The following is a 12547-nucleotide window of genomic DNA, read 5'->3' as shown; positions in this document are numbered from 1 at the left end:
TGGGACGACAAGAACTCCGTCCTGAAGGGCGAAGACGCTTGGCAGGGTATGGTCCGCTTCCAGCGCTCGTTCTAATCCCTCTGGGATTGTTCAAAAAGAACCCGGCAGCATCGCTGCCGGGTTTTTTTGTTTGCAGATTTTCAAGGTTGCGATCTTGCTTTCACCGAAAACTCAGTCTTTGTACGAATGAGAAAGCGGCATCTGCTTCGCTGTTTCGTATCCGATAATTTCCAGCGTGGAGACGTCGCGACATGTTCAAATGGTTTTGGCCCGGTGTAACGTGGACCGCAGCGCTAACAGCGCTTGCCCTCTGGTTTGGTGCCGACCGGGTCGAGACGGACATCGCGGCGCGTACCGGCGAGGCACTTGCTCCATACACATGGGCGGGCTTTGATGTGGACGGTCGTGATGTGACACTTAAAGGCATAGCACCCAATCCAGAAAATCAATCCGCCGCAAAAATCGCACTGGAGCAGGTAAGAGGCATTCGGGAGATTACCGATCTGACGGGGGTTCTCCCGCTCGTATCGCCTTATCTTTTACAGATAAAGAAGAATGCAGACGGAATTGTCCTGTCTGGTTCGGTCCCGGATAATGACGTTAGAGACCGCATTATGACTATGGCGGAAAGTGTGGCTCCGGATATACCTCTTGACGATGAAATGGCGGTAAGTCGCGGGAGTCCGGCAAATTTTGCAGAATCGGTGGAGTTTGCCTTGCGGCTCGTGTCGAGCTTGAGGGAAGGGGAAATCGATATCTCTGATTCCAGTATCTCGATTAAAGGTAAGGCGACTGACGATGCCAGCTATCGAAAGATACAATCGCAATTGAATCCGCCGCTTCCCTTCGATTTGAAACTGGGGCAAGCCGAGATCAGCAAGCCGTAAATTCCATTGTTGCGAAAGGTAACCGGGTCCGTAGCGTCGTCCCCCGTTAGTTTTCTGTTCGGAATTGACAGCCCGCCTGTTCGGGCCTTTCCTTTCCCTCTATGAATAGGCATAGCGGATCATATGTTGCGTTTCCGGAACAGAAAGCGGACCTGACAATGCTTTATTTAGCCGTATCGTTTTGGCCGGTTCTCGTTTTGGCCGTTCTGATCGGCGCGGGCGTGGGCTGGCTGACCGCTTCAAAATAGCGGCAGCGAATTTGGGGCGGAGAAAAATTGACGGCGAATATGTTCGTCGAGCTTGAGTAATCTGGAGTACGAGGAAACCATATGCCGTTGCTGATTGTTCAACTGGCTGTTCTTGTCGCCATCGCGTTTGTTATCGGCTGTCTTCTGGGCCGTTTCATACGGCGCAGAAGTGGGTCGATGCCGGACCATGAGCGCACAATCATCGCTGCGGCACACGCCACATTGCCTGTCGACGAAAAGCGGGAAGAGACCGGGCGGGCCGAAACACCGGCAAAAATTGAAGAATCCAGCACTTCATACCAACCGACTGAGCCGGAAAAGCTTCAGTTGGAGTCTGTACCCGATGCTGAAGTCGTTGGGAATTGGTCTTTGCCAACGGAAAAAGCAGGGGCGGATGCGGAGCCTGTGCGCGATCCGGGGCGTCCTGAGCTTCTGGAAGCTGCGCGCCTTGGAAAGCCTGATGACCTCACTGTTATTAAAGGTATCGGCAAGGCAGTTCAGGGATTGCTCAACGAAATTGGCGTGTTTCACTATGACCAGATTGCCAATTGGAGTGATGACGAATCGCGCTGGATCGAGCGGAATATGGGTTTTCCGCGGCGTGTGGAGCGTGAAGGCTGGATCGGGCAAGCTGCCAGGCTGGCGAATGCGGCGAACAAGACCGGGGCCAAGAAAGCGGCAAAATCCCAAAAAACGGCTGCCAAACCAAAATCACGACGGGCAAAAAAAGCAGGCGAATAGCCTGCTCAGATTGATTACAAACCCCTCGATTTTTGGAAGCAGTCAAGAACGAGGGGTTTTGATTCCGATTTGTTCACGTTCTGAATCTGGGACGTTCCGTGAATCTGAGGTCATTTTGACCCTGCCGGAGGTTTGTCAGCAGTCTGAGCAGGCTATTCGCCTGCTTTTTTGTTTTCTTGCAATTTGGACAGCTTAACGTCGGCCGTAAATCAGATCGGCCTTGATATCGGCGGTGCCCGTCAGACGCGCCTTATAGACTTCGTAATTTTCCATTACGCGCTGAACATAGTTCCGCGTCTCGGAATAAGGGATACGTTCGATCCAGTCCACGACCTGATCGATTGGCTTACCGCGCGGGTCGCCATATTTCTCAACCCACTCGGAGGCTCGACGGGGCCCGGCGTTGTAGCCGGCAAAGGTAAGAACGTAAGATCCGTTGAAGCGGTCAAGCTGCTCCCCCAGAAAATGTGCACCTAGAGTCGCATTATATCCAGCATCCGTTGTGAGGCGCGGTGCGGAGAAGCTCATGCCGTTTCGAGTTGCTACGCTTTTTGCGGTTGCCGGCATAAGTTGCAGCAAGCCGCGCGCGCCTGCTTTTGAAACCGCACCGACGTTGAACTCGCTTTCCTGTCGTGCAATGGCATAGGCGAGGGCTTTGCCCGATCCGCTTATATTCGCATTGGCAGGAATTGCGCCGAGCGGGTGCGACAGAGCACCAACGTCAAGACCGCGTAATGCTGCGGTTTTGCCGACGCGCAATGCCAGATAGTGATTTTCGTTGCGCTCAGCCATAACTGCCAGCAGAGCCAGTTCACCGACACTGTTGAGCTCCCGCGAAAGCTGGTTGTAAAGCGTCGTTGCGCGATTGCTGTAGCCGACCTGTTCCAGCCGCTTGATTGCCTGTACGGCGGGACGGCCTGCAAAACGTGTGCGGTCCGCTTCGGTTGGCCGTGGATAGATAAGCTCCGGCGCTTTCTCACTCAGTTTGGCAGCTGAAAGTTGTCCGTAGAATGTTGTGCCGAAATGGGCGGAGTGGCGGTAATAATCGCGCGCATCGCCACCGGCGCCGGCTTCTGCCGACCGTCCGAGCCAGTAAAAGGCGCGAGACGCCGAAATTGGACGCGACGAGATTTCTGCGATCTTCGCAAAATGTGGTGCAGCCGTCTTCGGTTGGTTCAGGGCGCGAAGTGCATACCATCCGGCATGGAATTCCGCCTCTGCGGCCATGGTGGGCGATTCGGCTGCGTGGGCTGAGACAAGCTTATAGGCGAGCTCCGGCTTGCCAAGATCGAGCAGTTCCCGTGACAGGATGCGACGTTCGACCCACCAGGCATCCGGGTCGACAAGTGCCGATGCCTGGCGTGGTGCCTTCAACATGAGTTCTGCCGCTTCATTATAGCGTTCGGCGCGACGCAGGTAGCGAATCTTCAGGAACTGAAAAGCTGCGTTACCCTGCCATGTACGATCAACATCCGCTATCGTCTTGGCTGCATTCTGAGATTTTTGCGCGACCGCAGCAAAGGCGTTGTAGAGCGATTGGGCTTGCGCGGGGCCTGCGAGAAGTTTGGCGGACTGCATGCGGCCATTATATAAAGAGCGCAGAATACGGCGCTGATGGTCCTCGCGCGTCAGAACGTTTGAAAACTCTTTCAGAATCTTTTGTTCGTCATCAGCGGAAAGGCGCTGTGTGGCCCACCATGGCGAAAGCAGTCCACGTGCTTTGCCGGCATTTCCAGTGCTGACATAGGCACGGGCGAGAAGGATCATACCTTCAGTGGTCTGTGGCTTTGCATTGCCAAATGTCGCGATTATTGTCGAGGCTGCTGGGTTTTCCTTGAATAAAGCTCGCTCAGAATTGCGCCGCAGAACCGACGTTCCGGGCCAGCCGCGCAGTTCCTCTGCCGCTGCTGCGATTTCGGTGCTCGAAACGCCATCAAGGCCGGATGTGGCTATGGCCCAGGTCAAAATCTGACGATCGAGCGATCCACGCGGCAGTCCGTTGCGGAATGCAATCGCACTCGCCGCATCACGGGAGGAAAGGGCATCAAGGCCGCTCTTGAGTGTTCCGCCGATCACCGCCGGGTTTTCCATGCGGCTGACCGCTGAAGTCACGACCGGGTCGGGTGTGTTCGGGCGTGGCTTGGGCGTCACCAGATTCATTGGCGACTGGTGAGTCGTCGTCGGCGCGAACGGGCGTGCAAGCGGGGTTGGAATGTCTGGCGGCAGTGAGGTCTGTGCGGGTGAAATCACCGGCTGCAGGGCAACCGCAACAAAGCAGCTCGCGAGGAGTGCTTTTCTTTTCAAGGATATTGCTGCGGCGTTTTTTGACATTGGCTAACTAGAACAGAGACTTGGTTGACGGGCAATATGTTGTTGAAATCCGGCTTTTCTGAGCCCGGTTCTTGACCGCCGATTTCAATTGGGAGGATAGGCTCAAGGAATGAATCTATCCTTAATAAAGCGTTATCATCAAGGTGCGGCTGTGATTTGATTGTCTCGGGCAGGTGACATTGCTTGAGGCAGATGGATGAATAGCGGGTGGGGTTGCTCAATCCCGTATTTTTTGTCGCAAAACTGCCTTATTGCCCTTGTTTTGCCTGTATACCCCGCTTGCCCCACTCGTGTGGCAAGACTATTGTGCAACGCCTCGTCCGTATTCGGTCACCTTTGAAATGACTGGCGGACAGAGGTTCAGTCTTTCTTTTTCAGGAGTTCACTAATGCTGAAGGGCTCAATTACCGCGCTTGTCACGCCATTCGATTCCGAAGGAGCGTTCGACGAGAAAGCCTTTCGCGCATTTGTAAACTGGCAGATCGAAGAAGGCACCAAAGGGCTCGTCCCGGTCGGGACGACCGGCGAAACGCCAACCCTGTCGCATGATGAGCACAAGCGCGTCATTGAGGTCTGCATCGAGGTTGCTGCCGGTCGCGTTCCGGTGATTGCCGGTGCAGGCTCCAATAATACGGTGGAAGCGATCGAACTGGCACAGCATGCCGAACAGGCTGGCGCCGATGCTGTTCTCGTTGTCACACCCTATTACAACAAGCCGAACCAGCGTGGTCTTTACGAACATTTCTCGCGTGTGGCTCGCTCCATCTCGATCCCACTCATCATCTACAATATTCCCGGTCGTTCGATCATCGACATGACGCCGGAAACGATGGGCGCTCTCGTTCGCGACCACAAGAACATCGTGGGCGTCAAGGATGCGACCGGAAAGATCGAGCGCGTGTCGGAACAACGTGCAACCTGCGGCAAGGATTTCATCCAGCTATCGGGCGAAGATGCCACCGCCCTCGGTTTTAATGCTCATGGCGGGGTAGGGTGCATTTCGGTGACGTCGAATATCGCGCCGCGTCTATGCGCCGAATTCCAGGATGCATGTCAGGCTGGTGATTTCAGCAAGGCACTCGAATTGCAGGACCGCCTCATGCCGCTGCACAAGGCGCTCTTCATCGAGCCGAATCCATCGGGCCCGAAATATGCGCTGTCGCGTCTTGGCCGTGTGGAAAACGCGCTGCGGTCGCCGATGGTGACTGTAGAAGCGGCGACGGCGGAGAAGATCGATCAGGCTATGAAGCATGCAGGTTTGGTCAACTGACCTGCTAAATTTACCGCTTTCGCTGATTTTTACGCTCCCGTAGCTTCGGGAGCGTTTTCATTTCAGGCATTGCACATTATATGGTGCCATCATGAACAAGCCTAAGAATTCTCCTGTGCGCAAGATCATCGCGGAAAACCGCAAGGCGCGCTTCAATTTTGAAATTCTTGATACGCTCGAAGCCGGTCTCGTCCTGACAGGCACGGAGGTCAAGTCGCTGCGCGCCAATCAATCGAACATAGCGGAAAGCTATGCCAGCTTTGAAAACGGCGAGTTCTGGCTCATCAATTCCTATATTCCGGAATACACGCAGGGAAATCGCTTTAACCACGAGCCGCGGCGTCTTCGCAAACTGCTTGTCAGCAAGCGAGAAATGTCTCGCTTGTTCAACTCCGTATCACGAGACGGGATGACCGTGGTGCCATTGAAGCTTTACTTCAATGACCGGGGCCGGGCGAAGCTGGAACTGGCACTGGCGCGAGGCAAAAAGACTCATGACAAGCGCGAGACTGAAAAGAAACGCGACTGGAATCGCGAAAAGGCCCGTTTGTTACGGGATCGCGGCTAAAACCGGCAAAGTAAAAAAGAGCGCTTCAGGCGCTCTTCAGATTGATTACAAACCCCTCGATTTTTGGAAGCAGTCAAGAACGAGGGGTTTTGATTCCGATTTGTTCACGTTCTGAATCTGGGACGTTCCGTGAATCTGAGGTCATTTTGACCCTGCCGGAGGTTTGTCAGCAGTCTGAAGAGCGCCTCAGGCGCTCTTTTGATTCAGGTAGCTGCGTACATTCCGGAATACGGTTCGGAACATGGCATCCGTCAGCCGCCCGGTATTCGTGTTGTAGCGGGAGCAATGATAGCTGGAAAAAATGCGTAGATTGCCGATATCACTTGCTCTGTCATGGCCGAAGGGATGTCGTGCAACGGGCGCTCCAAGTGCTCGAACCGTTGACTGATGTGCAATTGTTCCGAGTGTAACGACGGCCTGCAGGTTCGGAAACCGGCTGAACATCGGAGATAGGAACTGGCGGCAATTGTTGATTTCGGAGCCGATGGGCTTGTTTTCCGGTGGCACGCACCGCACCGCATTGACGATGCTGGCATCCAGTAGGTGCAGGCTGTCGTCGGGACGCGCTTCGAACTTGCCGGCAGCAAATCCGAATTCACATAGCGTGCTATAGAGCAAGTCGCCGGCGTAATCGCCGGTAAAGGGGCGGCCGGTTCGGTTGGCGCCGCGTACGCCTGGCGCCAAGCCCACAATCAGGAGGCGGACATCGGTATCATGTGCAGGTAGAAACGGCGGAACCGGAGCATTGTGCCACGACGGCTCCTTGCGCCGCCATTCTTGCAGGAATGCGTGCAACCTTGGACAGATATCACAGTTGGGAGATGGTTCGGAAATCATCCCTTTGCATGAACCGGCTCAACGATGGCGTCAATAGCTATCGTCGAGATCATCGTCCGGGCGACGAGGCGCACGCTCCGACGGATCGCGGCCAATCTCAGCCTTCAGCGAGACCAGATCGATGAAATGGTCCGCCTGACGGCGCAGTTCATCCGAAATCATGGCGGGCTGGGTGGTGAGGGTCGAGACGACCGAAACCTTGCGGCCCTTGCGCTGAAGGGCTTCGGCGAGCGAACGGAAATCGCCATCGCCAGAGAAAATCACAAAATGGTCGACTGTGTCGGTGAGCTGCATGGCGTCGACGGTCAACTCGATATCCATATTGCCCTTCACCTTGCGACGCCCGGTTGAATCCGTGAATTCCTTGGCAGCCTTGGTGACGACCTTGTAGCCGTTATAATCCAGCCAGTCGATCAGTGGGCGGATCGAGGAATACTCCTGATCTTCAACCAACGCCGTGTAATAATAAGCGCGGAGCAGATAGCCGCGCTTTTGAAATGCCTTCAAAAGCTTCCGATAATCAATATCGAACCCCAGAGTTTTTGAGGCAGCGTATAAATTGGCGCCGTCAATAAAAAGCGCAATCTTTTCACGAGAATCGAACATCGTGCAATATATCCACTCTACGGCCGGACGGGAGTGGACCGACGACCGCTTATTCAGTTTGTTTTCTAAACGGCGAAGGTATTAAATTTTACCAATGCGTTTATTGCCTTCTAAGGACATATTACAGAAAAACAAGCAATCATGGGTTGTTATTTGCCCCCACTAAATTACCTATAAGGGAGTCCTGTATCAATAATCCCTGGCAGGCTTATAAAATATTGTGCCGTTTTGCCGCGTCGCCGTGTTTTATGCGGCGAATCCATGAAATTGACGTTCTTTTGACAGATACCTTGAGGAGCGGTATGAGCAATTCCGCTTTTGCTTGTAATTTGGTTCCACAAGCGTTATGTGGAGAAAAATCCATTAAAGTTCGAGAAATGAAAGGGACCGCGCATGGCCCGCGTCACTGTTGAGGACTGCGTAGATAAGGTCGAGAACCGTTTTGAACTGGTTCTGCTGGCTGGTCACCGTGCTCGCCAAATTTCCCAGGGTGCGCAGATCACCATTGACCGCGACAACGACAAGAACCCCGTCGTTGCCCTGCGTGAAATCGCCGACGAAACCCTCTCGCCGGATGATCTGAAGGAAGATCTCATCCATTCGCTGCAGAAGCATGTGGAAGTCGACGAGCCGGAAGCGGCTGCGCCTGCACAGATCACTTCTTCTTCTGAAGAGGTCACGGAAGGCATTGCAGAAGCTGCGGAAGAGGATGTGGTTACTTTCGACCGTATGTCAGAAGAAGAACTGCTCGCCGGTATCGAGGGCCTCGTTGCGCCAGAAAAGAACGACGATTTTTAATCGTCGTTCGAATTATTTTCTTTTGCATGCGCTGCGACTTTCCCGTCGTGGCGCATGTTTTTATGCGCGGACAGTTGTGCAGACTAGTCCGCCGCTGAAATTTTGAATGCTTGTTGGGAAAACGCGACGCGCTTAAATGACGAGCAATTTCTGTCGGAAATTAATATTGTCGGCAGAAAATTAAACCTAAACGTCGAGAACCATTCGATTTTCGGTGATTTTGGGTCACAATACCCGGTGTGCTGGGCCGATATGGTTCGAGGCATCGGTTTCGAAAGGGAGTTCTCGTAGATGATGCGCCAATATGAGCTTGTGGAGCGTGTTCAGCGATACAAGCCTGACGTGAACGAGGCGCTTCTCAACAAGGCATATGTCTATGCCATGCAAAAGCATGGCAGTCAGAAGCGCGCTTCCGGCGACCCCTATTTTTCCCATCCGCTCGAAGTCGCTGCAATCCTTACTGATATGCATCTGGACGAGGCGACGATTGCCATCGCGCTGCTGCACGATACGATCGAAGACACGACAGCCACGCGGCAAGAGATCGATCAGCTGTTCGGCCCCGAGATCGGCAAGCTCGTAGAAGGACTGACCAAGCTCAAGAAGCTCGACCTTGTTTCGAAGAAGGCAGTGCAGGCCGAAAATCTTCGCAAGCTTCTTCTGGCTATTTCCGAGGACGTCCGCGTACTTCTCGTCAAACTGGCGGACCGTCTGCACAATATGCGCACGCTGGGCGTGATGCGGGAAGACAAGCGCCTGCGCATCGCGGAAGAAACGATGGATATCTATGCGCCGCTCGCTGGCCGCATGGGTATGCAGGATATGCGCGAAGAGCTCGAAGAGCTGGCGTTCCGCTATATCAATCCGGATGCTTGGCGCGCCGTCACGGATCGTCTGGCCGAACTTCTGGAAAAGAATCGCGGCCTGCTTCAAAAGATCGAAAAGGACCTGTCGGAGATTTTCGAGAAGCACGGCATCAAGGCCAGCGTGAAGAGCCGCCAGAAAAAGGCATGGTCGGTTTTCCGCAAGATGGAAACCAAGGGCCTGTCATTCGAGCAGCTCTCCGATATTTTCGGTTTCCGTGTCATGGTCGACACGACGCAGGATTGCTATCGGGCGCTTGGTCTCATTCATACGACATGGTCGATGGTTCCGGGCCGGTTCAAGGATTATATTTCCACGCCCAAGCAGAACGACTACCGGTCGATCCACACCACCATCATCGGCCCGTCGCGGCAACGTGTCGAGCTGCAGATCCGTACACGCGAAATGGATGAGATTGCGGAATTCGGCGTCGCGGCCCACTCGATCTACAAGGATCGCGGCAGCGCCAATAATCCGCACAAGATTTCCACCGAGACCAATGCCTATGCATGGTTGCGCCAGACGATCGAGCAGCTTTCCGAAGGCGATAATCCGGAAGAGTTTCTCGAACATACCAAGCTTGAACTCTTTCAGGATCAGGTCTTCTGCTTCACGCCCAAAGGCCGTCTCATCGCTCTGCCACGCGGGGCGACGCCCATCGATTTCGCCTATGCCGTTCATACCGATATCGGTGACAGCTGCGTTGGCGCCAAAGTTAATGGTCGCATCATGCCGTTGATGACGGAGCTGAAGAACGGTGATGAAGTGGATATCATCCGTTCCAAGGCACAGGTGCCGCCCGCAGCCTGGGAGTCGCTTGTGGCAACCGGCAAGGCACGCGCCGCCATCCGCCGCGCAACCCGCTCAGCTGTCCGCAAGCAGTATTCAGGGTTGGGTATGCGCATTCTGGAGCGCGCATTCGAGCGTGCCGGAAAGCCGTTCAGCAAGGATATTCTGAAGCCGGGGCTTCCGCGGCTTGCGCGCAAGGATGTGGAGGACGTTCTGGCCGCAGTCGGACGCGGTGAGTTGCCGTCCACTGATGTGGTCAAGGCAGTCTATCCTGACTATCAGGACACACGCGTAACGTCTCAGAACAGCCCGGCGAAGACAGGCGAAAAGGGCTGGTTTAACATCCAGAATGCTGCCGGCATGATCTTCAAGGTGCCTGAAGGTAGCGAAGAGGCTGCGAAGACAGGTCCCGATGCTGCGCCGAAGCCTGGGAAAAAGGCGCTCCCGATTCGCGGCACCAATTCGGACTTGCCGGTGCGCTTTGCCCCGGAAGGCGCTGTACCTGGAGATCGTATCGTCGGTATTCTCCAGCCCGGCGCTGGTATAACGATCTATCCGATCCAGTCGCCCGCTCTGACGGCTTATGACGATCAGCCGGAACGCTGGATTGATGTGCGTTGGGATATCGACGAGCAGATGAGTGAGCGTTTCCCGGCGCGCATCAGTGTTTCGGCGATCAACTCGCCGGGATCCTTGGCCGAAATTGCGCAGATCGCAGCTGCCAATGATGCGAATATTCACAATCTCTCCATGGTGCGCACAGCACCGGATTTCACCGAGATGATTATTGATGTCGAGGTTTGGGACCTCAAGCATCTCAACCGTATCATTTCCCAATTGAAAGAAAGCGCGAGCGTCAGCGGCGCTAAACGCGTGAACGGATAGGACTAAGATGAATACCGAAGATGTGCTTGCCGTCTTCCGCGAAGCGGGAGCGATCCTTGAAGGCCACTTTATTCTGACGTCAGGCCTGCGTAGCCCCATTTTCCTGCAGAAGGCGCGTGTTTTCATGCACGCCGACAAGACGGAAAAGCTTTGTAAAGCGCTCGCAAAGAAGATCGAGGCGGCAAATCTGGGGACCATCGATTACGTGGTCGGACCGGCTATTGGCGGTCTGATCCCTTCCTACGAAACCTCGCGCCATCTCCATGTGCCATCGGTTTGGGTGGAGCGCGAGAATGGTATTTTCCGTCTGCGCCGTTTCGATGTGCCGAAAGGTGCACGGGTCGTTATCGTGGAAGATATCGTTACGACCGGACTTTCCATCCGTGAAACTATCGACTGCATGAAGGACCTCGGTATTGAAGTCGTGGCTGCAGCCTGCATCGTTGACCGCTCTGCCGGGAAGGCGGACGTCGGTACGAAGCTGATTTCTCTCGCCGAATATGAAGTTCCAGCTTATTCCGTGGATAAACTGCCGCCGGAACTCGCTGCAATTCCGGCTGTGAAACCCGGTAGCCGAAACATTTAAGGAAACAAGCCGACAGCTTTTGACACGCTGCAAGGGAATACACCCCTGCGGCGAAATTCCGCTTTGCGGAACGCGTTATAGTTACCTATTTAAGGGTAACCGCAAAGACGTTCTTCCGGCTTCCACAAACAGGATTCCATCGTGAGTGTAGCGCCCATCATTTTCGATCCCAGATCGCCTTATCGCGCGCCATGTGGGGTATGCGTGGATTGCGATGTTCGACGGACGGCGGTCTGTGCTGCGCTTGACGACGGCGATCTAGGCGCTCTTGAAGCAATCATGAGCTCCAAGCGTCTCGATGCCAACGAGCAGCTGGTGGAAGAAGGAGAGCTGAAGCGCCGGGTGTTCAGCCTGACATCTGGTATGCTTCGTATTTATACATCGCTTCCCGACGGGCGCCGGCAGATTGCCGGCTTCCTGTTTCCCGGCGATTATCTCGGTCTTGCCGATGACGAGACATACTCTCAGTCGGCTGAAGCTGTCGTGCCATCGGTTTTGTGTGCCTTCTCCACCAGAGAGATGGACGATTTGATGGAGCGCTTTCCGAAGCTGAAGGAGCGTCTGCATCAAATGACGCGGGCAGCACTTCGAACCGCACGCGACAACCAGCTTGTTCTCGGACGCCTCGCGCCGGTGGAAAAGCTTGCGAGCTTTCTTTTGGTCCTGTCCGCCCGGGCGGAAAAGCGGGGTGAGAAGCCAAACCCGGTTCATCTGTCGATGAACCGCACCGATATTGCCGATTATCTCGGCCTGACGATTGAAACCGTCAGCCGCAGCTTCACGAAGCTCAAGACCCAGGGGCTGATCCAGCTGCCCGATGCCAATACGGTGGAAATCCTGTCCCGCCGGTCACTGGCCGCTGTTGCCGGAATGGACCTGGAAAGCCTCTGAATTCGAGCTGCCGTCCTATAAGCAGGTGCATTTCCGTTGATTCAAATCAATGCAGCACCCGGCAGAACAGCCTATTCCTGACCATAGAGATTGATGCGATCCGCATTAGAGCGCCGTGCGTCCATTCGGATACACAAAGGACGCTCTAGCCTGTTGAACTCAGGCGTCGTGCTTTCCGAAAATCGTAATCGATTTCCGGGCCGATGCTGTGGGATCGCGCCGTTCAAAATGGGGAAAACAGGTGCT

12 protein-coding genes are annotated in these 12547 nt (G+C 54.6%); 9 read left to right on the top strand and 3 right to left on the bottom strand.

Annotated elements, in window-relative coordinates:
* The first annotated feature begins 251 nt into the window (after positions 1–251).
* The 3 genes from JNC70_RS10330 (at position 252) to JNC70_RS10320 (ending at position 2072) form a co-directional block, all read left to right on the top strand.
* A complete protein-coding gene (locus tag JNC70_RS10330) occupies positions 252–887 on the top strand; it encodes a BON domain-containing protein (RefSeq protein ID WP_104753738.1) in 636 nt (211 codons plus the stop codon).
* Between the two features lie 329 nt (positions 888–1216).
* Positions 1217–1876 (top strand): helix-hairpin-helix domain-containing protein, encoded by a 660-nt coding sequence (locus JNC70_RS10325; protein WP_104753739.1) that lies wholly within the window; start codon positions 1217–1219, stop codon positions 1874–1876.
* A gap of 13 nt (positions 1877–1889) precedes the next feature.
* On the top strand, positions 1890–2072 hold the full coding sequence (locus tag JNC70_RS10320) for a hypothetical protein (protein WP_374788589.1): 183 nt from the start codon (positions 1890–1892) through the stop codon (positions 2070–2072).
* On the opposite strand, the gene JNC70_RS10315 is transcribed toward JNC70_RS10320, so the two are convergent.
* Positions 2069–4207: a lytic transglycosylase domain-containing protein gene (locus JNC70_RS10315; RefSeq protein ID WP_208623401.1), complete on the bottom strand. Its 2139-nt coding sequence runs from the start codon at positions 4205–4207 to the stop codon at positions 2069–2071. The genes JNC70_RS10320 and JNC70_RS10315 overlap by 4 nt on opposite strands.
* 388 nt (positions 4208–4595) lie before the next feature.
* Between JNC70_RS10315 and dapA the strand changes: the two genes are divergently transcribed.
* Both dapA and smpB read left to right on the top strand, forming a co-directional pair.
* Positions 4596–5477, top strand: a complete 882-nt coding sequence (gene dapA / locus JNC70_RS10310) for a 4-hydroxy-tetrahydrodipicolinate synthase (RefSeq protein ID WP_104753741.1) — start codon at positions 4596–4598, stop codon at positions 5475–5477.
* Positions 5478–5568: 91 nt separating this feature from the next.
* Positions 5569–6045: an SsrA-binding protein SmpB gene (smpB, locus tag JNC70_RS10305; protein ID WP_104753742.1), complete on the top strand. Its 477-nt coding sequence runs from the start codon at positions 5569–5571 to the stop codon at positions 6043–6045.
* A 186-nt stretch (positions 6046–6231) separates the two neighbouring features.
* Here the strand turns inward: smpB and JNC70_RS10300 are convergent, their stop codons facing one another.
* Both JNC70_RS10300 and JNC70_RS10295 read right to left on the bottom strand, forming a co-directional pair.
* On the bottom strand, positions 6232–6882 hold the full coding sequence (locus tag JNC70_RS10300; protein ID WP_104753743.1) for a uracil-DNA glycosylase: 651 nt from the start codon (positions 6880–6882) through the stop codon (positions 6232–6234).
* A gap of 30 nt (positions 6883–6912) precedes the next feature.
* Positions 6913–7488 (bottom strand): LabA-like NYN domain-containing protein, encoded by a 576-nt coding sequence (locus JNC70_RS10295; protein ID WP_104753744.1) that lies wholly within the window; start codon positions 7486–7488, stop codon positions 6913–6915.
* Between the two features lie 393 nt (positions 7489–7881).
* Here JNC70_RS10295 and rpoZ point away from each other — a divergent pair, with 393 nt between their 5' ends.
* From rpoZ to JNC70_RS10275, 4 genes are all read left to right on the top strand, one after another.
* Entirely contained in the window at positions 7882–8286 is a 405-nt protein-coding gene (gene rpoZ / locus JNC70_RS10290) for a DNA-directed RNA polymerase subunit omega (RefSeq protein WP_104753745.1), read from the top strand.
* 291 nt (positions 8287–8577) lie between these two features.
* Positions 8578–10824, top strand: a complete 2247-nt coding sequence (locus JNC70_RS10285) for a RelA/SpoT family protein (protein ID WP_104753746.1) — start codon at positions 8578–8580, stop codon at positions 10822–10824.
* 7 nt (positions 10825–10831) lie between these two features.
* Positions 10832–11410, top strand: a complete 579-nt coding sequence (gene pyrE, locus JNC70_RS10280; RefSeq protein WP_104753747.1) for an orotate phosphoribosyltransferase — start codon at positions 10832–10834, stop codon at positions 11408–11410.
* 141 nt (positions 11411–11551) lie between these two features.
* The gene (locus tag JNC70_RS10275) at positions 11552–12301 is read left to right on the top strand and encodes a helix-turn-helix domain-containing protein (protein ID WP_104753748.1); all 750 of its coding nucleotides are present in this window, start codon (positions 11552–11554) and stop codon (positions 12299–12301) included.
* The last annotated feature ends 246 nt before the right edge of the window (positions 12302–12547 follow it).

Origin of the sequence: Brucella oryzae (genome assembly GCF_041929965.1) — a bacterium.
Classification (GTDB): Bacteria; Pseudomonadota; Alphaproteobacteria; order Rhizobiales; family Rhizobiaceae; genus Brucella; species Brucella oryzae.
Note: the sequence above shows the minus strand (reverse complement) of the source record. Positions and strands in the feature narration are given on the sequence as shown.